The organism is Streptosporangium carneum, assembly GCF_027922005.1.
In the GTDB taxonomy this organism is placed as follows: Bacteria; Actinomycetota; Actinomycetes; order Streptosporangiales; family Streptosporangiaceae; genus Streptosporangium; species Streptosporangium carneum.
This window is the reverse complement of record NZ_BSEV01000016.1, coordinates 92,323-117,266: the sequence shown is the minus strand read 5'-3', so window position 1 is coordinate 117,266 and position 24,944 is coordinate 92,323. Positions and strand designations below refer to the sequence as shown.

Genomic DNA, 24,944 nt, shown 5'->3' with positions numbered 1-24,944 from the left:
AGGCCACTATGCGGCGATCAGGAACCGTCCCAGGTAGTCGAGTTCGTGCTGCTCCAGCCTGCGCGGCGTGGCCCGCTCGACGTTGTAGGCCACCAGCACGGAGCGGGCCCGGACGAAGGTGGTCTCGTCATCGCGGATCTCGTAGCCGAGGGTGAACTTCACCGGCTTGATCTCGGTCACCCATGACTCCACCCTGACCGGGTCGGCGCGGAAGGTGAGGGGACGGCGGTAGTCGATCTCGTGCCGGGCCACCACGAGCCCGCTGAAGGGCGTCTCGCCCTCCCGGTGAAGATCGAGGTGGAACATCTCCAGGCGTGCGTCTTCGAGGTAGTCGAAGAACCTGACGTTGTTGACATGACCCTGCGAGTCGACGTCGGCGAATCTGACGGCCCTGAGGAACACATGCCTGCGGGTATCGCTCACGGCCTCAGCCACACTCTGTTCAAGCACAGCCCAAAAGGTAGCGAGCCGCCGGCTCCCGGCGCGCAGTGGGGCACCGGGAGCCGTGGAAGACCGGTCTCAGTCGCGGGTGAGCTTGCGGTAGGTGACCCGGTGCGGGCGAGCCGCGTCGGCCCCCAGGCGCTCGATCTTGTTCTTCTCGTAGTCGGCGAAGTTGCCCTCGAACCAGAACCAGTTCGAGCCCTCCTCCCACGCGAGGATGTGGGTGGCGATGCGGTCGAGGAACCACCGGTCGTGCGAGGTGATGACAGCGCAGCCGGGGAACTCCAGCAGGGCGTTCTCCAGGCTGGAGAGCGTCTCGGTGTCGAGGTCGTTGGTCGGCTCGTCCAGCAGCAGCACGTTGCCGCCCTGCTTCAGGGTCAGTGCGAGGTTGAGCCGGTTGCGCTCGCCGCCGGACAGGACGCCCGCCTTCTTCTGCTGGTCCGGGCCCTTGAACCCGAACGCGGCGATGTAGGCGCGCGAGGGCATCTCGACCTGGCCGACCTTGATGTAGTCGAGCCCGTCGGAGACGACCTCCCAGACGTTCTTGGCCGGGTCGATGCCGCCCCGGCTCTGGTCGGCGTAGGAGATCTTGACGGTATCGCCGACGACGATCTGGCCCTCGTCCGGGGTCTCGCCACCGGTGATCATCCGGAACAGCGTGGTCTTGCCGACGCCGTTCGGGCCGATGATGCCGACGATTCCGTTACGCGGCAGGTCGAACGAGAGGCTGTCCATGAGGACACGGTCCTCGAAGCCCTTGGTGAGCTTCTCCGCCCGGATCACCGTGGTTCCCAGACGCGGGCCCGGCGGGATCTGGATCTCCTCGAAGTCCAGCTTGCGGTGCTTGTCGGCCTCGGCGGCCATCTCCTCGTAGCGCTGCAGACGCGCCCGGCTCTTGGTCTGACGGGCCCTGGCGTTCGACCGGACCCACTCCAGCTCCTCCTCCAAGCGCTTCTTGCGCTTGGCGTCCTTCTGGCCCTCGAGCTTGAGCCGCGCGGCCTTGGCCTCCAGGTAGGTGGAGTAGTTGCCCTCGTAGGGGTGGCAGCGGCCCCGGTCGAGCTCGAGGATCCAGTTGGCCACGTTGTCCAGGAAGTAACGGTCGTGGGTGACGGCCAGGACCGTCCCGGGGTACTTCTCCAGGTGCGACTCCAGCCACTGGACGCTCTCGGCGTCGAGGTGGTTGGTGGGCTCGTCGAGCAGGAGAAGGTCGGGCTGCTCGAGCAGCAGCTTGCACAGTGCGACCCGGCGGCGCTCACCACCGGACAGCAGGGTGACGTCGGCGTCCGGCGGCGGGCAACGGAGCGCGTCCATCGCCTGCTCGAGCTGGCTGTCGAGGTCCCACCCGTTGCGGTGGTCCAGCGCGTCCTGCAGCTTGCCCATCTCGTCGAGCAGCTCGTCGCTGTAGTCGGTCGCCATCAGCTCGGCGATCTCGTTGAACCGGTCAAGCATGGCCTTGGTCTCGGCGACGCCCTCTTCGACGTTGCCGAGCACCGTCTTGGACTCGTTGAGGGGGGGCTCCTGCTGGAGCATGCCGACGGTGAAGCCGGGCATGAGCCGGGCGTCGCCGTTGGACGGCTGCTCCAGGCCCGCCATCATCTTCAGCAGCGTCGACTTTCCTGTGCCGTTCGGCCCAAGAACGCCGATCTTCGCGCCCGGCAGGAACGACAGCGTCACGTCATCGAGGACGACCTTGTCACCATGCGCCTTGCGCACGCGCTGCAGTGTGTAGATGTACTCCGGCATGCCTTCTAGCTTAGAGCCTGATGGGCTTAGCTAGGGGCGGCCTCCGGGCCGGGACGCCGAGCGGGCGGCACAGGCGTTGCGGGCAGGCAGATCCGGTCTCGGCCGAGCTCCTTCGCACGGTAAAGAGCCAGGTCGGCCGCGGCGAGCAGCTCGATCAGGTCGTCGCCGTGCATGCTCATGATCGCGACCCCCGCGGAGATCGTCACGGTGACCATGTTGTCGTCCGCAGGAACGGCCATCCGCCCGATGCGGGAGCGCAGCCGCTCGGCGACTCTGCGGGCCTCGGTCACGTCGGCCCTCGGCAGCAGGACGACGAACTCCTCACCGCCGAAACGGCCGACCACGTCGTAGTCGCGCAGCTGGCTGCGGATGGTGGCGGCCACTCCGATCAGGACCTGGTCTCCGACCAGGTGGCCGTAGGTGTCGTTGACCCGTTTGAAGTGGTCGATGTCGACGATCAGAAGGGCGAGGGTCTCCCCGGTGCGGCGCGCCCTGACGATCTCGGTGTCGGCCTCGCGCTGCCACGCCGCCGCGTTGAGCAGGCCCGTCTTCGGGTCGGTGCGAGCCGCGGCCTGGAGCTGGGCGTGCAGCAGGCTGCGCTGGAGCAGCACCACCGGCGGCAGGGCCAGCACCAGCAGCGCCAGGTTCACCCCGCACGCGATGGCGACAAGGACGCCCAGGCAGAGCTCGACCACGTCGAGCAGCAGGCTCTCCCGGTCCCACAGCACCTCCCGCCAGCGGGTGTCGGGAACGGCGGTGTGGGCGGCGATGGCGATCAGCGCGGTGTTCAGCACCGTGAACAGGACGGCACAGCCCACGGCGACGAGGATCGGACCGCCCGCCCCCGCGGTGAGGCCGTCCAGGTCGCCGACCACGGCGTGGAACAGCACCGAGGCCGCGCATCCGGCCAGGCTGATGGCGGCCGAACTGAAAACCCTCCGGTAGACGACCGTCTCACGCACCCGTTTCTGCAACAGCAGCTGCAGCGGAATGGGTGCCAGAAGGGCGTAGACAGGCGGCAGCAACAACGCGGCGGGCAGCCACCAGGCGGACAGCAGGTCGCGGGAGACGCCCGCGGGCATGCCGAGCCTGCGGGTCGCCTCGATGCAGACGGCGCCACAGACCATCAGCGCGACGAAGGTGAGTAAGTCGTGCCAGTGGAAATCAGTCGATGCGGCGAAAAACCCGATTGCGATGAGATCCAGGGCCACGATGCCGCAAAGATAGACAACCAGTGGACGGCGTTGCCCAAGGATGGGCCACCGATCGGCCAGGGTCGTCACGGTGTCGCGTGATTTGACCGAGGTGTGACTGGGTGCCGCCATGTCGTCCCCTTCTCCGACTAACGATGTGTAACACGATAGTTGCGGAGTGTGCGCCGCGCGATGGGAACCGCTACCTTGGGCGGAGTGGGTCCACTCATCAGGTGACTCACTGTTGGGGACCGCCCTTCCCGGAGAGCGGACCATGTAGGAAAGGAGCAGCCATGCTGCGAGGTGTGACCTGGACCTAGGCCCTGTCCCTTAGATCTTTTGCCCCCTGCGGTCGCCCAGACGGCATCTCGCGGCGTTCCCACCCCACCCCGCGAAAACGCTGCGCGAACTCCGCGTTCACCGCGGGAACCCCCGGGATGTCTTGGTCACCGCAACCGGCTGCGATCCCTCCCTCCATGACGCACCGTCCGGCTGCGACGTACCACCCGGTCGATCAGCAGCGTAGGCAGGATCTACAGGACAGGACCCGCACGGTGCTTCAGCACCTGGCACGGGCGAGTCCATCGGCCCGCTTCTCCTGGCGCCACCGCGCCCCCTGGGCGGGGCACCAACCATGTACGGCCGATGCCCCCTCCCCCTCGACTTCGCCCGGTTCTCCCGCGGCCTCGGGTTTTCCCTGACCTCCAGGCCAGACAAGAACCCCAGAGACCGCTTTGCTGGAAGGCCATCCCAGAAAGCCCGCCTGAAGCACGTGCGTCCCCCAGCTCTTCCCACTCCCTGGTCAGGGCACGCCGCAGCTCCCTGACCAGGACACCCCCCGAAGCCCCCTGAGCAGAACAGACCACCTCCTTCCCGAGGGGACAGCCTCCTTCTCCGGACTCTCTGGAGGACAGCCTCCTTCTCTGGAAGATCGTCTCTAGAGGACAGCTCTCTGGAGGATCGTCTCTAGAACAACCTCCTGCGGAGAACCGTCCGGGAGACCCCACCCCGAACAGCCTTCGCCCATTCCTCACAGGTCTCCCCCGCCTCAGGCACGTCCGGCTCAACCGCCCCCGCCTCAGGTACGTATGCCTCGAACGTCCACCTCAGAGGGCCCAACCTCAACCACCCCCGCGTCAGGCACGTCCACCTCAGATGTCCACCTCAGAGAGCCCAACCTCAATCGCCCCCGCCTCACACACCTCCACCTCAGAGAGCCCAACCTCAGCCGCCCCCGCCTCACACACCTCCACCTCAGAGAGCCCAACCTCAGCCGCCCCGTCTCACAACCTCCACCTCAGACGTCCACCTCAGAGAGGCCGGCCTCAGGTGTGTCCGTCTCACACACCTCCACCTCAGGCACCTCAGGCAAACCCCTCGGGTGGAATCCGCTTCAGAGACCTCGGCCTCAGGCGGCCATGCGCACCTCCACAGGCCAGGGCGTCTCGTCATCACCGGGCTTCAGCCCTCGCCCGGCCTTCGGACTCTCCTTCGCGTCATGGCCCGGACCATGATCCGCGTCATGGCTCGCGCTGTGACCTGTCTCGCGGACCGTGTCGCGGTCCGCCACGCCGTGCTCCCCTCGTGTGCCCCGCCTGGCACCGCGCCCTCCGCCGGAGGCCCGTCTCACCGCGCCGCTTTCTCCCCCGGTCGTCTCGGCCGTCTCACCGTCGACCTCGTCTCTCACCGGGGCCAGGGCCCCGGAGGCATCCGGAACGGTGGAGTCCGTGACGGAGACGGGGACGGTCGCGAAGTCCGCCGCGGGGGCGGCACCGCCCATCGCCCAGTCGTGCGTCTCCCTGTCGAGCTCGGTCCGCTGGTCCCTGCCCAACACCGGGGCCGCTCCACCCCGCTGCGGCTTGCTGAAGCTCCCCAGCCCCCAGCGCAGGTCGTGCCCGAGCGAGTTCGCCTCCACCTCGGGCATGAAGCGGCGCTCGCCGTCGTGGGTGAACTCACGGATCCTCAGTCGTCCCTGCACGACGATCGGCTGGCCCACCCGGACCGACTGGGCGACGTTGTCGGCGAGCCCGCGAAAGCAGCGGACACCGAAGTAGGTCGTCTCGCCGTTGCACCACTGCTGGTTCTCCCGGTCGAAGTAACGGCTCGTCGAGGCGACCTTGAGCGAGGTGACCCGCGAGCCGTCGGGAAAGGTGTGCTGGCGTGGCGGAGCGGCGACGTTACCGGTCAGCGTGACGTGGATGTCGTTCATCGTGCCTCCCATGAGAACGGGCGGATGCCCGGCGTGTGAAAGACACACTGGCCCGCGCCGCCTGTCGCCCAGAGTGCCGAATCGCGTTCTGGGGACAACGGGAGCCCGTACGGAAAAGCTGTGGACAACCAGCCCCGGCAGGCCCTGTCAGTCCTCAACGCGGGGAAAACACCCCGGGGCCCGCCTCGAAACACCCGAGCCACATCTGTGAAAGCACAGGTCCTGTCACCGCGAAGGGTCCAGAGCCCCCCGGAGAGGCACGGGCCTGTTCGAGGGAGGCGAGGCCGCCTCCGGGCCACCGTGACGTCCCGAACCACGCTGGGGCACGTGCCCGACTGGACGGGAACACTGGGGCATGTGCCGGTTGGGCGGGAACTGAGGCACGCCGACTGGACGGGAACGCTGAGGCACGTGTCAGTTGGACGGGAACAGGCCTGCCCGTTCGGCTCCGCCCCGCGATCCGCTCAGGAAGGCACGGCCCGGTACGGCACGCACCGGGTCGACGGGAAAGCGGCGCGTCTCAGCCCCGCACGCCCCGCAGCGCGGAGTAGAACTCGTTGTATCTGGCCAGCTCCCGCTCGACCGGCTCGATGACCATGGCGGAGGCCACGGTTCCGACCCTGCGGCGCATCTCCCTCTCAAGCCTGTCGCGCTCGTTGCCCGCGCCGAGCATGACGAAGTTACGGCTGGCCACGGCGGTGAGCAGGCCGAGCCCCAGAACCGAGAGGACCATGAGTCCCACCCACGGCAACGACGCCGCCTCACCGAACACCGCCAGGCCCGCGGGCAGGCTTCCCGCGCCGAACACGCCGTAGGCGAGAGCCGTGCCCAGCCAGGCGACCCCCGCGAGGAAGAGCAGGACCAGCAGGTACTGCCAGACGAGGAGCAGCCGCCACCAGCCGGGAACCCGGTCGAGACGGGGGGCGACCTCGGACAGCTCGTCGGAGAGCAGTTGGGGAAGCTCGGCCGAACGTGAGCGCGCGGCGTCCCTGATGCCGTTCTGCCAGGCTTCGTGCATGCCGACGGTCAATCCGTCCGACAGGGCTCGCACCGCGGTGTCCACCTCGGCGGCCTGCGCACTGACGGAGCCTCCCGTCAGGCCCTTGATCTCGTCCCTGAGGTCGCCGAGACGCAGGCTGTTCAGCGGGTCCGGCCTCAGCTTGGCGGCCCACCGGCTGTAGGGCCAGCCGACCCACTCGACGGACCGCACGCCGTACACGTTCTCCATGGCCTCGCCGACGGCGGGCACTCCGACCGCGTCGCAGAGCGCGTCGGTGAGGCCGATCCTGCGGGCGTCGTCGATGGAGGAGAGGGGAACCGGCGCCCCGCTGTCGGGCATGGCCTTCGCCAGGCGGAGCGTGAGCCGGTCGAGGTCGGCCTCCAGGCGCTGAACCGCCGCCCTGCGCCTGGCCACGGTGTCGGCCAGGACCGTCTTGAGCTCGTCGACTCCCTCTCCGGTGGTCGCGGAGGTGGTGACGATGACGGGGTCCTCGACGCCCTCCCGGCGCAGCAGGTCGTTCAGGTCCGCGACGCATTCGGCCAGCTCCTCAGGGCTCAGCCGGTCCGCCTGGTTGAGCACGAAGATCGTCACCGCCTCGTGCCCGGCCAGCTCGGTCACGTAGCGCCTGTGGGTGGAGGCGTCGGCGTACTTCTGCGGGTCGAGCACCCACACGACGAGGTCGGCGACCTGGATCAGCCGGTCGGCCTCGGTGTCGGTGAGCGCGCGGATGGAGTCGTGGTCGGGGAGGTCGAGCAGGATCAGCCCGTGCAACCGGCTCTCGCCCTTGTCCAGGGCGCTGGCCCTGGCGAAGCGGTGCCGCCACTGGATCTGCAGCCAGTCGAGCAGCGGGCCCGCGCCGTCCAGACCCCAGACGCAGGCGTGGGCGCGGGCCGTGGTGGGGCGGCGGACCCCGGTCGGCGAGAGCTCGAGGCCCGAGATCGAGTTGAAGAGCGTGGACTTGCCGCTTCCCGTGCCTCCGGCGAGCGCGACCACCGTGTGGTCCGCGGAGAGCTTGAGCCTGTCACCGGCGCGCAACAGCAGTTGCCCCGACTCGGTGAGGAGCTTGGGGTCGACCCTGCCCGGTCCCAGTTCCACGATCCGTGACAGCGCGGCGAGCCGACTGCCGAGACCTTGGCGAGTCTGGGTGGTGCCAACACTCATCGGGCGACCTCAAGGTTGTACGTTGCCTGGTAAAGGCGGGTGGCGACAGATTCGTCAGGGATGCCCGCGCCGTCAAGTGCCTGGACGTAACGTGACGTCTCATCGTCGAACAGTGTGGCGATCCGTGCGCGCAGGTCGCTGCGGGCCTTGGCGCCGATGGTACGCAGCGACTCGGCGCCCAGAAGCGCGTGCACCAGCCGTTGCGGCAGCCCGCCCCCTGTGCCCTCCGCCTCGGCCGAGCCGTAGCCGAGCAGGCCGATCACGAATATCAGCGCCAGCGACTCGACGTCGAAGGAGACGAGCCTCGCCACCGCGCGTTTGGTCACGCCCTCCGTGCGGATCAACTCGATGATGTGGTCCTGCCAGCCGCCGACGGCGCGGCTGGTCCTGCGAGAGAGCTCGTCGGAGACGCGGCCGAGACCCGCGGTCTCGATCAGGGCCTCTCCCGCGCCGGAACGGTGCAACCAGCGGGAGACGGTCTCCTCCGCGGCGCGCTGCGCGGCGGAGACGATGACGGACTCCAGTCCCGCCCTGAGCGCGGACTTCAGCGCGCTGAGCCGCTCGGGCGCCTGCTGGCTCGCCTTGCCCGCGAACCTTCCCGGCCTGCGCAGATGCAGGGTCCGCATGAGATCTCCCGACCCGGCGAAGTCCTGCCACCGGGCGAGCACCTCGCCGTGCAGCAGCGAACCGTTCCTGGTCGCCTCCTCGATCTCGGTCAGCGCGTTGGCGTAGGCGGTGTCCACGTCGCCCCTGAGCTCGCTCCTGAAGGTCACCTGGACCTCCAGTTGCCTGGCCAGCGCCGGGATCCGGGTGCGGAAGCTGTCCAGAGCCCCGGACAGGGTCGCCTGTACGGCCTGCGCCCGGCGCTGGTCGTCCACCGACAGCTCGGTCAGCCAGAGCCGGAGCTCGGTGACCTCGTGGTCGGGAAGCATGCCGTCGGTGACCTTGCTCTCATTGATGACGAACCGGTCGACCTCGCCGAGGCCGTACTCGGTGAGCATCCTGACGAAGTGCTTGGTGATCACGTCGCGGGACTTGGTGGGCACCCTCGACAACACGATGGCCAGCTTGGCTCCACGCTCCTTGGCCAGGCGGAGCAGCCGCCAGGCGGGGGCGTCGGCGTAGCGGGCCGCGGTGGTCACGAAGATCCAGAGGTCGGCGGCGTCGAGCATGCGGTGGGCGATCTCGTGGTGTTCCTCGACGACCGAGTCGATGTCGGGGGTGTCGAGCAGCGCCACGCCCGTGGGAAGGCGTTCGGTGGAGACGAGGACGAGACTGCCCGGCTCCGCCTTCGGAGCGGGGGCCTCCCACCGCCTCAGGCTGCCGAGCAGGTCACCCTCGGCGAACCACTCGTAGTCCTCCGGATGACAGGCGAGGACCGGGGTGCCCGTGGTGGGACGCCGCACGCCCGTGGCGCTGACCTTGGCGTTGGCAAGGGTGTTGAGGAGCGTGGACTTGCCCGCCCCTGTGGAGCCCGCGACGACGACGAGCGCCGGAGCGGTGCTCATGTGAATTCTCGGGATCACGTAGTCGTCGAGCTGGGCGAGGATCTCGCTCTGCGCCCGCCTGGCCTCCTCCGCGCCCGGCAGGTCGAGACCGAAGTGAAGGCCGGTGACGCTGTCCCTCAGGGCGGCGAGCGCGTTGGTCAGGGCCTCGGAGACGGCGTCGGGCAGCGGCAGTTCCCGCACCCGGTCGCCGCTCGTCTCCCCGGCCTCGCCACCGACCTCGTCCTCGACGTCTTCCCGGTCGGCGTCGCCCTCACCGGTCTCGCCCTGGTCCGCCTCGCCTTCACCGGTCTCGCCCTGGTCCGCCTCATCCTGAACGCTCTCGCCGTCGTCGAGAATGACGATCTCGTCCGAGTCCGGGCCGGAGCCGGGGGGCTCTTCCCCGCCTGAGACGGCCTCGGAAGCCGCGCCGACGCCGCTGGCCGGGGCCGTGTCGGAACTCGCGCTCGCCTCGGAAGCCCCGGTCGTGCCGGAACTCGCGCTCGCCTCGGAAGCCCCGGTCTTGTCGGAAACCCCGGTCGTGTCGGAAACGCCGGTCTTGTCGGAAACCACGTCCGTTCCGAGGGCGGAGGCCGAAACACCGCCAGCGGCGTCGCTGTCGGCGCTCCTCTGCGCGCTTTCGACCGCCCCGGTGCCGCTGCCGTCTCCGGGAGCCTCGCCGACCGTCTCGGCCGAGGTCACGACATCCGCGTCCGCCGCGTTCGCCTTGGCGGATTCGGCCTGGGGATCGTCCTTCCTGGTGCTCGCTCGAAGGGGAGGGACGCCACCGCCCTGGAGGGACGCGGGGGCATGCTCCGGCGACGAAGCGGCGGAGGCGGGCGTCTTCGCGCCGGCCTCCGGCCGGATCTTCCCTGACTGTGCCAGCACACCCCTGGGACGCCTGCGGAAAGCCTCGAAGGCGTTCGCCTCGGGGGCTGCAGCCTGGAGGCCCCCGTCACCGGCGGGTACGGCCGCGCCGTCGCGGCGGGAAACGGGGGCGCTCTTCCCCGCGGGAGGAGTGACAGCCTTCCCCGCAGGGGAAGCCTCCTTGGCCGCGGAAGAACCCGCCGCGCTCCCCTTCCCGGGAGAGGTGTCCTTTCCTACGGGGGGATCGGCGACATCCCTCCCTGCCGGGGAAACGCCCCCGGCGACGGGAGGGGCCGTCGTGCCCCTACCCGCCTGCGCGACGCCCTTGTCCACAGGAGGAGCGCTCTTGCCCGCCTGCGCTGTGCTCTTGTCCGAAGGAGAGACGTTCTTGCCCGCCTGCGTGACGCCCTTACCCGCAGGAGGAACGCCTCCGCCCGCCTGAGCGGCACTCTTACCCCCAGGAGAGGCATCCTTGCCCGCCTGCGCGGCGCCCTTGCCCGTGGGGGCGGCGTCCTTGCCCGTGGGAGAGACGCTCTCACCCGTGGACGCGGCAGCCCCACCGCTCTTGGCCTGAGCCGCGGCGGCAACCTCGTTCACCGACGAGATAGCCGCCTCAGCCGCCCGACGAAAAGCCTCAAAAGCATCATTAACCGGCACCGCAGAACCCGCGCCCGCAGCACCCCCCTGCCCCCCACCAGAAGACCCCTGCCGAGAAGCCCCCGCAGGAGCCGCCCCCTGCGCGACACCGTCCCCACCGACGGACGACGCCGCACCCGCGTCTCCACGAGCGTCGGCCTCCTTCGAGGCGGGAGCGCCTTCACGTGCGGGCGAGGTCTCGCCGTCTCCTCGAGGAGAGGCGGCGTTTCCCACCGCCGGAGAGACGTCCCCGCCCGTGGGCGAACCTGCGGAGGAACCGGTGCCGCTCCCCTGCCTGGGAGAAGCACCTCTCGAGGAAGGGCCGACGCCGCTCCTGCCTGCCGGGGAGGCGTCCCTGCCGGTGGGAGAGGCCGCCGGAGAGGCCGTCGCGCCCTTACCCGCCTGCGCGACGCCCTTGTCCACAGGAGGAACGGCCTTGCCCGCCTGAGCTGCGCCCTTGCCCGAAGGAGAGACGTTCTTGCCCGCCTGCGTGACGGCCTTACCCGCAGGAGGAACGCCTCCGCCCGCCTGAGCGACGCCCTTACCCCCAGGAGAAGCACCCTTGCCCGCCTGCGCGGCGCCCTTGCCCATGGAAGCGGCGTCCTTGCCCGGCTGAGCGGCGCCCTTACCGGTAGGACCGGTAGGAGAGGTGCCCTTGCCGACGGGAGAGACGCTCTCATCCGTGGCCGCGGCAGCCCCACCGCTCTTGGCCTGAGCCGCGGCGGCCACCTCGTTCACCGACGAGATAGCCGCCTCAGCCGCCCGACGAAAAGCCTCAAAAGCATCATTAACCGGCACCGCAGAACCCGCGCCCGCAGAACCCCCCTGCCCCCCACCAGAAGACCCCTGCCGAGAAGCCTCCGCAGGAGCCGCCCCCTGCGCGACACCGTCCCCACCGACGGACGACGCCACACCCGCGTCTCCACGGGAAGCCGCCGGCCGCCTGCTCGCGAGGGCGGCGGCGTCAGCGGCCCCGTCTCCCACGGCGGGCGGGCGCGGACCTGAGGCGTGAACGGGTTCCGCGTCGTCAGGGCGGATGGCCTGGAACGTGACCGTCTGCTCGCCGAGGGATTCCTCGTCCGACGGCAGGTCGTCCGGCGGGTCCTGGGAAGCTCCGGTGCGGCGGTGGTCGCGCTCGCCCGGGTGAGGGGGCTTGTTGGCAGCCGACTTCACGGTACCCGCTCCGCTCGAACCATCTCGACCTCCTGGCCGACCTTCACGACATCGCCAACGATCACGATCGCAGGTGGCCGGATTCCAGCCGTGGTCACGCGTTCCGCCACGGTGGACAACGTGGCGTGAAGAACTCGCTGGGTGGGAAGAGTACCGTCCTGTACCACCATTACGGGAGTTTCTGGCGAACGTCCCTCTTGTGTGAGCGTTTCGGCGATCGCCCCGATTCGCTCGACAGCCATCATGAGCACCAGGGTTCCGGCGGATCTCGCCAGGTTCGGCCAGTCGACGGTGGACCGGGCGTCCCCCGGCGGAACGTGCACGGAGATCACATGGAACTCCTGGCTCACTCCGCGATGCGTCACCGGCACGTTGGCGGCGGCGGGCACCGCGACCGGGCTGGTGATGCCGGGGACGATGATGACGGGGATGCCCTCACGGGCACAGGCGAGCATCTCCTCACCGCCTCGGCCGAAGACGAACGGGTCGCCTCCCTTGAGGCGGACCACGAACTTGCCCTGCTTCGCGTGCTCGACCAGCAGCTCGTTGATCCTTTCCTGGGCCAGGTAGCGGCCGTAGGGGATCTTCGCGGCGTCGATCAGCTCGACGTCCGGGGAGAGCTCGTCGAGCAGCGCCTGCGGGGCGAGACGGTCGGCGACGACGACGTCGGCCTGGGCGAGGAGCTGCCGTCCACGGACCGTGATCAGGCCGGGGTCGCCGGGACCGCCGCCGACCAGCGCGACGCCGACCGGCTTGGTGCGGTTGCGCCTGGCGTCGACCGTGCCGTCGCGGAGCGCCTCCACGACGGCGTCCCTGATGCCCGCGGCCCTGCGGGGGTCGCCCCCGGCGGTGACCGCCACGTTGATCTCGTCCACCCGCCCGCTGGCGGGCGTCCAGGCGGCCGACGCCTCCTTGTCGTCCGCGCGCACGCACCAGATCCGCTTGGCCTCGGCCTCGGCGGCGATCGCGGTGTTCACCGCGCGGTCGTCCGTGCAGGCCTGGACCAGCCAGGCGCCGTCGACGTCGCCGACCTGGTAGGGCCTGGCCTCCCAGGTCACACGACCGGTCGCGATGAGATCGTCGAGGGCGTGCGTGACGCTCGTCGAGACGATGGTGACCAGGGCCCCTGCCTCCAGCAGCGCCGGGACACGTCGCTGGGCGACGCGTCCCCCACCAACGACGAGCACCCGCCGCCCGGAAAGGCGCAAACCGAGCAGGTAGGGCGACATGGTGACAGATCTCCCGTTCGCGATGAATTGTGCAGGGTGTGTTAGGAGGTAAACCTACCGGCTAATACCCCATCGTTGGCTGCTCCCCCGGTAACGGCGCGAGGGGACAGTGCCCGGGGGTTCGCCGATGTAACCGGAATGTTTCGCAGGTCAGGCTTCCTTGTCGGTGACCCCGGCCGAGTCGAAGGTGGCCACCTCGTGCATGACCCTGACCGCCGCGCAGACCAGCGGATGGGCGAGCAGGCCGCCGGTGCCCTCGCCGAGCCGGAGCTCCAGCTCCACCAGGGGACGCAGGCCGAGGTGGTCGAGCGCGACCGCGTGACCGGGCTCGGCCGAACGGTGACCGGCGACGCAGTGGTCGACCACGTCGGGGGCCAGCGCGGCCGCGGCGAGCGCGGCCGAACCCGCGATGACCCCGTCGAGGATGACCGGCACCCCCAGGGCCGCGCCGCCGAGGACGAACCCCGCGAGCGCGGCGTGCTCCAGGCCGCCGACCGCCGCCAGCGTCTTCAGCGCGTCGGGGGAGGGAAGTCCGGAGGCGTCCGCCCCGCCCGCTCCGGCGTCAAGGCGGTTGACCCGCAGGGCCCGCCGGACCACCTCGATCTTGCGGGCCAGCGTCTCGTCGTCGACGCCGGTACCCCTGCCGGTCACGGCCTCCGCGTCGTGCCCGGTGAAGGCGCAGATCAGGGCGGCCGAGGCGGTGGTGTTGGCGATTCCCATGTCTCCGGTGATCAGGCAGCGGGCGCCCCGGTCGACGAGGTCGCGGGCCACCGCGATCCCGGCCTCCAGGGCCGCGACCGCCTGCGCGACGGTCATCGCAGGCCCGAGGGACAGGTCGGCCGTGCCGTGGGCGACCTTGCTGATCGTCAGGCCGGGCGCGGGGGCGAGGTCGGCGGCGACGCCGACGTCGACGACCGTCACCGAGGCGCCCGTCTGGGCCGCGAAGGCGTTGGCCACGGCGCCGCCCGCGAGGAAGTTGCCGACCATCTGGACGGTGACCTCCTGCGGCCACGGGGTCACCCCTTGGGCATGGACGCCGTGGTCCGCCGCGAAGATCGCCAGAGCCGCCGGGGCCGGAAGCGGCGGGGGGTTGACGGCCGCGGCTCCCGCCAGCCGTACGGCCACCTCCTCCAGCACCCCCAGCGCGCCCCTGGGCTTGGTCAGCCTGTCTTGGTGGGCCCTCGCCTCGGCGAGGGCCGCCGGGTCGGCGGGCCGGATCGCGGCGACGGTCTGCTCAAGGATGGTCATGCCACCCAGTGTCCCGTGAAAAGGGTTGAGAAGGGTCATTCCGCCCAAGGATCGAGACTCCGAGGCGTCCCAGGGGGCCCGGAACGTCGCCGCGAGGCTTCCACCTGCGCCGCTCCGGGAAGCGGTCACCAGGCGATGCCGCTGAGCGCCTCCTCGTAGCGTTCGACGACCACGTCGGCCAGCCCCTCGCAGTCGCCGATGACGTCGGCGCAGCGGACGTCCAGGTCGGGGTGGCCCGCGGCGTAGGCCATCGCCTGTGCCCAGATCCTGTCGAGGACGCCTCCGGCGAACAGCAGGTAGGGCACGACGATCACGCGCTTGGCTCCGAGCCTGCGGCAGCGCTCGATGCCGCCGGGGACGCCGGGCGGGGTGAGGGAGGTGAAGGCGGTCTCCACGGTCATGTACTCGTGGGCGTGGGTCTCCCAGAACAGCCGGGAGACGCGGTGCACGTCGGCGTTCGTCGCGGGACTGGTCGAGCCGTCGCCGACCAGGACCACGGCGGTCTCACCGATCTCGATGCGCTCCGGCTCGTCGTCCAGCGGTCCCGCGGCGGCGGGAACCAGGCGGAGGCTGGCGACCTCGGCCGCGGCGTCCGCCAGGCGCTCGGCGAGCAGCGCGAGGATGCGGGGGTCAGAGCCGAGAGGGCGGCCGTAGTCGCAGGTGAGCATGGGGTGGCGCTCCTGCTCCCTGGCCATCGCCGCGGGGATGTCCGCGCCGACGCGCATGTCGCCGGTGAGGCTCAGCGGCAACGCGACCATGCGGTGGTGCCCGCGCGCGACCAGCGAGGCGACCGAGTCGCGCAGGCGCGGCCTGGCCCTGGTGACGTATCCACCGGACACGTCGGCCGCGGTCTGGTCCAGACGGCAGCGGAGCCGGTGGATGAACCTACCGAACTCAACGGATTCGTTGTCCTCGTGTGAGCCCTGCCCGATGAGCAGCAGCGGCGGCTTCATAGAAACAGGACTCCAATGACCTTGACCTGGGGATACGCAGCAGCGACTGGCGAGGATATCCGATAACGGCTCGACATGGACAGGTAACGAAACCATAAATCACATCGGATATGGCACAGGGCGCATCAGGCCCACCGGTCGACCCTCCGCTCCCCCGCGGACCTGTCCGGGTCAGCTCAGATCGCTCCTGAGCAGTCCGAAGACCACCACGTCACGCGGCCCGTCCTTCTCCATCGCGGCCAGGCGCAACACGCCCTCTCTGACGAATCCGGCCTTCTCCGCGACCCTGAGGGAGGCGACGTTGTCCAGGTTCGCGCGGAGCTCGATCCGGTGCAGGGCCGTGCTGTCGAACGCCCAGCGCGTCAGGCCCCGTACGGCCTCGGGGGCGTAGCCCCGTCCCCGGTGCAGCGGGTGCACGCCGTAGCCGATCTCCGTCGTCCCCGCGTCCCAGAGGGTCCTGAACAGGCTGATCGCTCCCACGACGAGCCCGTCGGCCTCCATCGCCAGATGCGTCCCCTGTCCCGAACGGCGCAACTCGTGCACTCCCTGGGCGAGCCACCTGGAGACGCCGGAGGATCGATCCGGCGCGCCCGGCGGGAGGAAGGAGGCGCGGGCCTCGATCACGGAGCGGACACGGCCCGCGTCCGAGGGGGCGAAGGGACGGAGCAGGAGCCGCTGTGTCGTGACGGACGAATCAGGTGCGAAGGCTTGCACGCGCTCTCCCTGCCGCGAAATGGGTGCCGCCAAGCTCATCCCATGGGGGCGCGCGCCCGCAACCCGGGTGCCGCCGCCCGGAAACGGGCGAAGAGCGCGAACTTCCGGCGGAGGCCGGCTGAGCGCGTCCGGTTCCGGCCGTCGCCGGTGGATCCGGCCGGAGGTTCAGCGGACGATCACGACCTCCAGGGTCCGTGGGCCGTGCACGCCTTCGACGCGGTTCAGCTCGATGTCGCTGGTGGCGGAGGGGCCGCTGATCCAGGTGAGCGGCCGGGCGGGGTCGAGCAGGGCGACGGCCTGCGGCACCCCCGCCACGATCTGCCCGGCCCGCACCACGCACAGGTGGTAGTCGGGCACCAGGGTCAGCGCCCGCCGGCCCTGTCCTGGGCCCGCGTCCAGCACGATCGTGCCGGTCTCCGCGATCGCCACGGCACAGCCGGTGACCACCCCGCCGGCGGCGTCGAGCTCCGCCGGGCCCAGCGGCGGATCGTCGGTGACCGTCTCCCGCGGCGCCCACCCCGGAGGCAGGCCGTCGGGGACGACCGGCCTGCCGACACCCCGCAGGGCCAGGGCCGCCGCGATCGCCGCGGGCACGCCCTCCTCCTCCACCACGTGCACGACCGCGCGGTAGTCGGCCACCCGCTCGGCGAACAGTTCGACCAGGTCCACCGGTTCCGGCGGAACGCCGGACGTGCGGTAGGCGCGGGTGATCTCGACGTCGGGCGCCGAGGCGACGGCGGCGCGGATCCTCGACAGGATCAGCTCCCTGCCGTCGGCCCGGCCGTTCACCGGGTGCCTCCGTCCGTGCGGTCCCACCAGTCGCGGAAGGACTCCGGAGGAATGTCGGGGAGGTCGCGGGTCTCGGTCCAGGCGGACAGCGGCCCCGGCAGCCGCCTGGGGACGAAGCGGCGCAGGCGGCCCGCCACGCGCTCGGCGCGCGTCAGCCGTTCCTGACGGTCGAACACCCAGCCCGCCGCGCGCATGCCCAGGCGCTCGGCACGCGGATGGCGGACCCTGCCGCGCAGGTGGACCAGGACCTCCGGGATGTCGATCGCGACCGGGCAGACGTCGAAGCAGGCGCCGCAGAGCGTCGAGGCGTAGGGCAGGGAGGCGTCCAGGTCCGAGGTCGTGCCACGGAGCTGGGGGGTGAGGATCGCGCCGATGGGACCGGGGTAGACGGAGCCGTAGGCGTGCCCTCCCGCGCGCTCGTAGACCGGGCAGACGTTCAGGCAGGCCGAGCAGCGGATGCAGCGCAGCGCCTGCCTGCCGACCTCGTCCGCGAGAACCCCGGTGCGGCCGTTGTCGAGCAGGACCAGGTGGAACTCCTGGCCCTCGACGGCGCCGGTCCAGGTCGAGGTGTAGGGGTTCATCCGCTCGCCGGTCGAGCTCCTGGGCAACAGCTGCAGGAAGACCTCCAGGTCCCGCCAGCTCGGCAGCAGCTTCTCGATGCCGACCACGCTGATCAGCGTCTCCGGCAGGGTCAGGCACATCCGGCCGTTGCCCTCCGACTCGAGCACCACCAGTGTGCCGGTTTCGGCGATCATGAAGTTGGCGCCGGAGATCGCGACCTTGGTGGACAGGAACCGCTCCCGCAGGTGGAGCCGGGCGGCCTCGGCGAGGGCGCGCGGCTCGTCGGTCAGCCCCTCGGGCGCGGCACGCCCCCATTCGGCCATCTTCTCCAGGAAAATCTCACGGATCTCCGAACGGTTGCGGTGGATGGCGGGGACCAGGATGTGCGAGGGCCAGTCGTCGCCGAGCTGCACGATCAACTCGGCCAGGTCGGTCTCGTAGGCGGTGATCCCCTCGGCGGCGAGAGCCTCGTTGAGCCCGATCTCCTGGGTCGCCATCGACTTGACCTTCACCACGCTGGTCTCACCGGTCGCCCTGACCAGCCCGGCCACGATCCGGTTGGCCTCCCGCGCGTCGGCCGCCCAGTGAACGTGACCGCCCGCCCGGGTGACGGCCTCCTCCAACCGGAGGAGGTAACGCTCCAGGTTGCGCAGCGTGTGGTCCTTGATCTGCCTGCCGGCGGCCCTGAGCTCCGCCCAGTCGGGCACCTCGGCGACCACCGAGGCCCGCCTGCCGCGGATCGTGTGCGTGGCCTTGCGCAGGTTGAACCTGAGCTGGGAGTCCTGTACGGCGGCCGCCGCGTTCACCGGGAAGGCGGGCATGCCGAGGAACGTGGCGCGGCCGCTCATCGGGCCCCCTCCGTGGCGGCGAGGATCTCGGCGAGGTGCATGGTCCTGACCCCGGTGCGCTGGCGGCTGAGAGTGCCGCCGATGTGCGTCAGACAGGAGTTGTCGGCGGCGCAGAGCACCTCGGCCCCGGTCGCCGTGACGTTGCGCGCCTTGTCGGCGCACATCGCCGCGGAGATCGCGGGGTTCTTCACCGCGAAGGTGCCGCCGAAGCCGCAGCACTCCTCGGCGGCCGGGAGCGGGACCAGCTCAAGCCCCCTGACCCGCTCCAGCAGCCGGATCGGGCGGTCTCCCACGCGCAGGCCGCGCAGGGAGTGGCAGGTCGGGTGGTAGGTCACCCGGTGGGGGAAGTAGGCCCCGACGTCGGTGACGCCGAGGACGTCGACCAGGAACTCGGAGAGGTCGCGGACCTTCGGCACGAGTTCCGCGACCGCGTCCGCGAAGGCGGCGGAGCCGTCGTCGGCGATCGCCCCAGGGGCGGGAGGCCGTACGGGAGCGGCCGCGGAGGCCCGGACAGGGGCGGATGAGGGGGCTGCGGCGCGGGCGAGTCTGGGGTACTGCTCGCGGACCGTCGCCGCGCACGATCCCGACGGTGCGACGACCGCGTCGTACCCCGCGAAGACGTCGAGGAAGTGCCGCGCGAGGCGTCTGCCCTCACGGGGGTATCCCGTGTTGAGGTGCATCTGGCCGCAGCAGGTCTGCGCCCGGGGGAACTCGACGTCGCATCCGAGGCGGCGCAGCAGCGTCACGACCGCCCGCCCGGTGCCGGGGAACAGCGTGTCGTTCACACAGGTGATGAACAGGGCTACGCGCACGGCACTCCTTCCGTCCGCTCTGTGCTCTGATCACAGTATGGTCAGGCCGCCTCCTCCACCCGGACGGCGGGCGTGACGACCGGACGGCGGGCGTGACGGCGCACGAGGAGCATCGGGCACGCCCCCGCCCTCCGCGACACCCGGGAGACCCCGAGGAGGGCCGGGGCCTGCCCGTGGCGCGGCTGTGCCGGGCTCTCACGAACGGCGCGGGGTGACGGGGAGGGACGGCAGGACGGAGGGGGACGGGGCGAAGGAGGACGAGGGCGGGACGAGTGAGGGCGGGGGCACGGAGTCGGCCGAGCGGCAGGTCGGCCCGGAACAGGCCACCAGGGCGTCGAGCTGCCGGTTGAACTCGGCGATCACGGTCGGCGGAACCCTGGCGGCGAGGTTGTAGAGCTCGTGGGGATCCCTGCCGAGATCGTAGAGCTGGTACTCCCCCGTGGAGTAGCGGACGAAGGTGTTCCCGGCCGTCCGCATGCCCTGGTAGGAGGGAACCGGCGTCTGGCGGGCCGAGCTCGGATTGGTCGGCCGGTAGAACTCCAGCAGGACGTTCTGCCGCCAGGCGGGCGGGGTCTGGCCCTGCAGGAGGGGAAGCAGCGAGCGGCCCTCGACGAAGTCCGGCAGCCGTGCCCCCGCGAGCTGGGCGAACGTCGGGGCGAGGTCCACGTTCGCGGCCATGTCGCCGATGACGCGACCGGCCTGGACTCCCGGCCCCCTGACCAGGAGCGGCACCTTGATCGACTCGTCGAAGGGGGTCGTCTTGCCCTGGGCGAGCCGGTGCTGGCCCAGGTGGAACCCGTTATCGGAGGCGAAGAACAGGTAGGTGTTGTCCAGCTTCCCGGTGACACGCAAACTCTCGATCAAGGAACCGACCATGTCGTCCACGCCGAGCATGGCCCTGAGCCTGCGGCGGTAACGCTCGTCGATGCCGTCGAGCGTCTTCTGGCTGAACCTCTCGCGCGAGCTCAGCCAGCGAGGCTCGGCGCTGACGTCCTCCTGGTCGAAGGACGGGGTCCGCGGAGCGGTGACCCCGGCGAAGGCGTCGCGGTGGCGGGCGGCGCTGTTGGACGGGTTGTGCGGGGCGATCGGGGCGAGGTACAGGAAGAACGGGTCGCCGCCCGCCTGGGAGACGAACGCGTTCGCCTTCTGGGAGAGGACGTCGGCCAGGTAGTCGGCGTCGGCCGAGCCGTACTCCCTCAGCACGCCGTTCTCGTTGAGCGTGTAGTCGTACTCCTTGTAGAGCTTGCGGACGGGCACGTCCCACTCGTCCCACCCCTGCGGCACGTAGGTGGGCTCGGCGGCCCCGCCGGGATAGTGGTTGAGGTACTTGCCCATCAGTCCGGTGCGGTATCCGGCCGACTTCATCCAGGTGCCGATCGTGGAACGTTCCAGGGCCGAGTCGTAGAACTTGGTGAACCCGCCCTCCGGGGCCGTGTTGGTCAGCACGCCGTGGCTGTGCACGTACTGGGAGCGCAGGATCGACGAGCGGGACGGACAGCACCAGGAGTTCGTCGTGAAGAACCGGTCGAAGGCGGTGCCGCCGCGGGCGAGCTCGTTCCAGATGTTCGGAAACTTCTGCAGATCTCCTGCCTCCAGGTCGTCGACGAGGACGAGCACGATGTTGGGCCGTTCGGCCGCCCGAGCCACCGCGGGAGCGAGTCCCGGAGCGCCGAGGGTGGACAGCAGAACCAGGCACATGAGCTTGCGGACAGCGTTAAGCACAAACTCACGTTTCCCAGAAGGCCGAATCACGACACCTCACCCCCGGCCCGCTGATTCAGAACACGTTCTATCGATCGGCCGTTGTCCGAGGGCGTCCCGCCGACCGGGCGTACGACTGAGCATATGAATGGACATGTCAGCATTTTCGCAGTTCAGCGGCGCTCTGGCCGCCAAGCCGAGGTCAGACCGCGACCGCCTCGAGTTCGGCGGCCACGATCCGGTTGAGCGACGGCACGACCGCCTCCCTCGCGTCGACGCGGGCGGCCAGGAACCCGGCGTCGTAGAGCACGTCGGCCGCGTCCTGCTGCTCGGCGGCGAAGGCGTCGGTGACCGGCTCGAGACGCCAGGGAAGGCGTCTGAGCGCCGTGGCCCAGGAGGCGACGGAACCGCCCACGGCCTCGACGACCAGCTGAGCGGCCTCGACCGGGTGTTCCAGCGCCCACCGGTCGGCCTCGCGCAGCGCCCGCACGAGCACGGCCAGTTCCTCGGGCGCGGACTCGGCGAGGCTCCTGCGCGTGAAGAAGACGGAGCGGTCGGAGACGACCCCCGCCGTCCCGGAGAGTCTGGTGAAGTGCCCGGAACGTTCGGCCTCGACCAGTTCGGCCCCCTGGGCGACCCAGCCGGAGACCACCCCGTCACGCAGCCAGAGCCAGGCCTCCGACGCGGCGGGCCGCGGCTCGATGTCCTGGTAGGAGAGCCCGGCGTCCGCGAGCGCCTTGGCCAGGAAGTGGGTCTGCCACGAGCCGACGCGCAGCGAGACGGGCTGGTCCCGCAGGTCGGCGACGGTCATGATCGGACCGTTCTTCGCCACCAGCAGCGCGCCGTGGCCGTGACGCGGCGCGGACGCGGCCACGTAGGCGATCGGCAGCCGCGCGGCCTGGGCGGTCAGCGGGGGCGTCGAGCCGGTGCCGCCGAAGTCGACGACCCCGTCGGCGACGAGTTCGCCGGTGCGGGCCGCGTCGGTGTAGCGGTGGATCTCGACGTCGTCGAGCAGATGCTCGAGGTGGGACAGGAAGAACAGCGAGGGATTGTCGACGTGCACCCCGACACGAATCGCCATCGAATCGCTCCTAGGTCTTTTGGCGGCGAGCCCCAGGGCGGAGCCAGCGGACGAGGGGGCCTCCTGACCGCTGACTCCGTCCTCGCGAGCGACGTCCGTGGCCGTGAGACGCCGCCCCCGTCTACGGAGAACGCCCGGCTGGAAGGTCTGCGCCCGCCGCGTGGGCCCGGCCCCGCGACACCTTCACCAACCGGGGTCCCCGTGCGCCCTACCGTAACGACCCTCGGCCATATTTACAACTTTTCCTACTGGTTAAATAGGAATCACTAGTCCGGGCGGGGCGCGGGGTTGGCCGTGACGGAGCGCAGCAGCGGCGTGCTCGCGGCTCCCGCCCCGATCACCCCGGCGAAACCGAGCACCACGCACACGAGCAAGGTGATCGCGCCGGAGACGTTCATCGCGGACAGCGCGAACGGGAGTGCGCAGAACATGCCGATCGCGATCGCGCCGCCGCCCATGACGGTCAGCGGGATGAGCGTCTCGGCGCGGCGGGCCGCGTCGAGCACCTTCAGCGGGGTGCCCGCCAGGCGGAGCAGGGCGTAGGTCTGCCTGCGGTCCAGGATCGAGGAGGCCGCGGTGATCCCGGCGCTGGCGATCGCCACCAGGAACGACACGGCGAGCACGACGACCGTTCCCGTGCCGATGTCGCCCAGGACCCGGAATCCGGAGCGGTCGTCGTCCGCGGCCGTGGTCGCGCTGCGTCCGGGCACCAGGCCGTCGAGCGCGGTGCGCGCCCTGTCGACCGACGCGACGTCGTGCCCGCGGGGGGAGACGACGAGCACCGTCGGCGCGGCGTCGCGCCCGCGGGGCGAGGGACCGGCTCCCTCGGCACGGCCGCGGACGGTGACCTCGGCCCGCACCCCCGCGGCGGAGAGGCGTTCGCGCGCCTGCGCCGTGACCTCGGCCACTTCGGCGGGAGGGACGGAAAGACGCAGGGCCGAGCTGTCGCCGTGGTCGAACAGGCCGCCGCCGGGAGTGAGCAGGCCGATGAATCCGGCCACGAACCCGGTCATGGCGACGCCGCTCACGGTCCGCCACGCGGCCCTGGGGTCGTCGATCATGCGGCGTCCGGCCAGCAGCCCGGCCGGTTTCCTCGCCGTGCCCGCGACGATCCTGCCGAGCATGCCGACCACCCACGGGCCGGCCAGGTTGACCGCGAGGAAGGCCAGACCCAGGACGGTGGCGACCACGCCGACGCCGACTCCGGCTCCGAGGGTGGGGACCACCGCCAGGATCGCCAGCAGCGCGACGACCCGGACGAAACGCATCGCGGGCGGCGTCTCACGCTTGGCGACGCCGAGCGGGCTGACCACGACGCGGCGCAGGCCGACGACCGCGGACAGGCCGACGAGCAGCGGCACGGCGGCCAGCACGGCGAGCACGGCGAGCCCCCCCGGCCACATGTCGGAGACGAACCAGGGACCCCCCTGGATCTCGATCCCGGTGAGCAGCGGAGTCGCCAGGAAGTACAGGGCCGCGCCGAGCACCGCCCCGCCGAACGCCGTGATCACCGCCTCGGCGACGGTCATCGCGACCACCTGTCCCGGAGTCGCCCCGACCAGCCGCAGCGCCGCCAGACGCTGGTCCCTGCGGGCCACGGTGAGCCTCGCCGCCGCCCCGCCGAACACCAGCAGCGGCACGACCATGAGAACGCTCGCGATCAGCGCCAGGATCTGGTAGCCGATCGCGTCGTCCGTCCTGCGCCCGGTGAAGTCCGCGATCCTCGTGGGGGCGATGTCGTCCACGCCGACGGCCGACCTCGCGGCCATCACCGGGGAGCCGGGATCCTGACCTCGGACGACGACCAGTTCCTCGGGGTGGACGAGCCCCTTGTCACCGATGCTGCCACCGATGCTGCCGCCCCCCTTGCCGGGGAAGCGGTCGGCGAGCCGGTCGGCGGGAAGCCCGGCGGCGAGTTCGGCCAGCGCCGGGGAGAGCCAGACCTCGCCGGGCGCGGGAAAGCGGTCGAGACCGGGCGGCGCGGGCGCCCCAGGCTCCAGCGCGGCCACGTCGACGACGGTGATCGGCCGCTCGTTCACGTAGTCCAGATGCACGGCCTCGATCGCCACCGCGCCGCCGGTGGCCGCGACCGGGTTGCGCCACGCCCCGCGATCCGCCCTGCCCTGGAAGGCGAGGTTCGCGGTCACGGTGAACAGCAGCAGCCCGGTGGAGACCGCCACCGCGGCCACGGTCAGCCCCGAGCCGAGCAGGCCCCTGCGGCCCCCGCCGCGCAGCAGCCTCCAGGCCAGGCCAAGCAGCCCGCTCATCCCGCCACCTCGGGAAGGACCCCGGTCGTCTCCCCGGAAAGGGGCCGGCCTGCCGGGACCGGGGAAGGCTCCGCGCCCTGCGAGCCGGGCAGGATCTGGCCGTCGCGGACCTCGACGACGCGGTCGCACCAGCGGGCCACCTGGGGATCGTGGGTGACGACCACCAGGGAGGCTCCGTTGCGCTTGGTCGCGTCGACCAGGAGGCCCATCGTGTCGTGCCCCGTGGCCTGGTCGAGGGCTCCGGTCGGCTCGTCGGCGAAGATCACCGCGGGCCTGGTGACCAGCGCGCGGGCGATCGCCACCCGCTGGGCCTGCCCTCCGGACAGCTCACCGGGTCTGCGGCCCTCCATCCCGCCGAGGCCGAGGGGGCCGAACCACTCGCGTGCCCGCCGTACGGCGTCGCCCCGGGAGACGTCACCGAGCATGAGCGGCAGCGCGACGTTCTCCTCCGCGGGGAGCTCGGGCAGGAGCTGGCCGAACTGGAACACGAACCCGAAGCGGGTACGGCGCAGCCTGCTGCGCTCGCGCTCCCCCATGGCGTCGATGCGCTCACCGAGCAGGCGGACCTCGCCCGCGTCCGGCTTCATGATCCCGGCGAGGCAGTGCAGCAGGGTCGACTTGCCGGACCCGCTCGGACCCATGATCGCCAGCGCCTCGCCTGCGCGGAGGGCGAGCCCGACCCCGCCCAGCGCCACGGTCGGGCCGAACCGCTTGACCAGACCGAATCCTTCAAGAACAACACTCATGGCGAAGACCCTCTCCCGCCGGGGCGTCCCGGCGGATCGGCCGACCGCCTGATTCGGGAAGGACGGCATCGGCCGAAAGTCCGACATC

17 protein-coding genes are annotated in these 24,944 nt (G+C 70.9%); all 17 read right to left on the bottom strand.

Going from position 1 to position 24,944, the window contains the following annotated elements; genetic code table 11:
* Positions 1-6 precede the first annotated feature (6 nt).
* Positions 7-450, bottom strand: coding sequence for an acyl-CoA thioesterase (locus tag PKF00_RS28555; RefSeq protein WP_271220748.1), 444 nt, complete (start codon positions 448-450; stop codon positions 7-9).
* Positions 451-519: 69 nt separating this feature from the next.
* Entirely contained in the window at positions 520-2,184 is a 1,665-nt protein-coding gene (ettA, locus tag PKF00_RS28550; protein WP_271220747.1) for an energy-dependent translational throttle protein EttA, read from the bottom strand.
* Between the two features lie 26 nt (positions 2,185-2,210).
* On the bottom strand, positions 2,211-3,311 hold the full coding sequence (locus PKF00_RS28545) for a GGDEF domain-containing protein (protein ID WP_271220746.1): 1,101 nt from the start codon (positions 3,309-3,311) through the stop codon (positions 2,211-2,213).
* Positions 3,312-4,785: 1,474 nt separating this feature from the next.
* On the bottom strand, positions 4,786-5,586 hold the full coding sequence (locus PKF00_RS28540) for a single-stranded DNA-binding protein (protein WP_271220745.1): 801 nt from the start codon (positions 5,584-5,586) through the stop codon (positions 4,786-4,788).
* A 520-nt stretch (positions 5,587-6,106) separates the two neighbouring features.
* Positions 6,107-7,747 (bottom strand): GTP-binding protein, encoded by a 1,641-nt coding sequence (locus PKF00_RS28535; protein ID WP_271220744.1) that lies wholly within the window; start codon positions 7,745-7,747, stop codon positions 6,107-6,109.
* Positions 7,744-9,804 (bottom strand): GTPase, encoded by a 2,061-nt coding sequence (locus PKF00_RS28530; protein WP_271220743.1) that lies wholly within the window; start codon positions 9,802-9,804, stop codon positions 7,744-7,746. Before PKF00_RS28530 ends, PKF00_RS28535 begins: the two co-directional genes overlap by 4 nt.
* Before the next feature lie 2,099 nt (positions 9,805-11,903).
* On the bottom strand, positions 11,904-13,136 hold the full coding sequence (gene cobA / locus PKF00_RS28525) for a uroporphyrinogen-III C-methyltransferase (protein WP_271220742.1): 1,233 nt from the start codon (positions 13,134-13,136) through the stop codon (positions 11,904-11,906).
* Positions 13,137-13,286: 150 nt separating this feature from the next.
* Entirely contained in the window at positions 13,287-14,384 is a 1,098-nt protein-coding gene (cobT, locus tag PKF00_RS28520; protein WP_271220741.1) for a nicotinate-nucleotide--dimethylbenzimidazole phosphoribosyltransferase, read from the bottom strand.
* 125 nt (positions 14,385-14,509) lie between these two features.
* Positions 14,510-15,337 carry a sirohydrochlorin chelatase gene (locus tag PKF00_RS28515; protein WP_271220740.1) on the bottom strand — a complete coding sequence of 276 codons (828 nt, stop codon included), beginning with the start codon at positions 15,335-15,337 and terminating at the stop codon, positions 14,510-14,512.
* A gap of 171 nt (positions 15,338-15,508) precedes the next feature.
* A complete protein-coding gene (locus tag PKF00_RS28510; RefSeq protein ID WP_271220739.1) occupies positions 15,509-16,051 on the bottom strand; it encodes a GNAT family N-acetyltransferase in 543 nt (180 codons plus the stop codon).
* A gap of 165 nt (positions 16,052-16,216) precedes the next feature.
* Positions 16,217-16,840 carry a LutC/YkgG family protein gene (locus tag PKF00_RS28505; RefSeq protein ID WP_271220738.1) on the bottom strand — a complete coding sequence of 208 codons (624 nt, stop codon included), beginning with the start codon at positions 16,838-16,840 and terminating at the stop codon, positions 16,217-16,219.
* On the bottom strand, positions 16,837-18,249 hold the full coding sequence (locus tag PKF00_RS28500; protein ID WP_271220737.1) for a lactate utilization protein B: 1,413 nt from the start codon (positions 18,247-18,249) through the stop codon (positions 16,837-16,839). The genes PKF00_RS28505 and PKF00_RS28500 overlap by 4 nt, the downstream gene beginning before the upstream one ends.
* Positions 18,246-19,061 (bottom strand): (Fe-S)-binding protein, encoded by an 816-nt coding sequence (locus tag PKF00_RS28495; protein ID WP_271220736.1) that lies wholly within the window; start codon positions 19,059-19,061, stop codon positions 18,246-18,248. Before PKF00_RS28495 ends, PKF00_RS28500 begins: the two co-directional genes overlap by 4 nt.
* 195 nt (positions 19,062-19,256) lie before the next feature.
* On the bottom strand, positions 19,257-20,783 hold the full coding sequence (locus tag PKF00_RS28490) for a sulfatase family protein (protein WP_271220735.1): 1,527 nt from the start codon (positions 20,781-20,783) through the stop codon (positions 19,257-19,259).
* A gap of 181 nt (positions 20,784-20,964) precedes the next feature.
* Positions 20,965-21,843, bottom strand: a complete 879-nt coding sequence (locus tag PKF00_RS28485; protein WP_271220734.1) for an ABC transporter substrate-binding protein — start codon at positions 21,841-21,843, stop codon at positions 20,965-20,967.
* A 266-nt stretch (positions 21,844-22,109) separates the two neighbouring features.
* On the bottom strand, positions 22,110-24,110 hold the full coding sequence (locus PKF00_RS28480) for an FtsX-like permease family protein (RefSeq protein ID WP_271220733.1): 2,001 nt from the start codon (positions 24,108-24,110) through the stop codon (positions 22,110-22,112).
* Entirely contained in the window at positions 24,107-24,856 is a 750-nt protein-coding gene (locus PKF00_RS28475; RefSeq protein ID WP_271220732.1) for an ABC transporter ATP-binding protein, read from the bottom strand. The genes PKF00_RS28480 and PKF00_RS28475 overlap by 4 nt, the downstream gene beginning before the upstream one ends.
* Between the last annotated feature and the right edge of the window lie 88 nt (positions 24,857-24,944).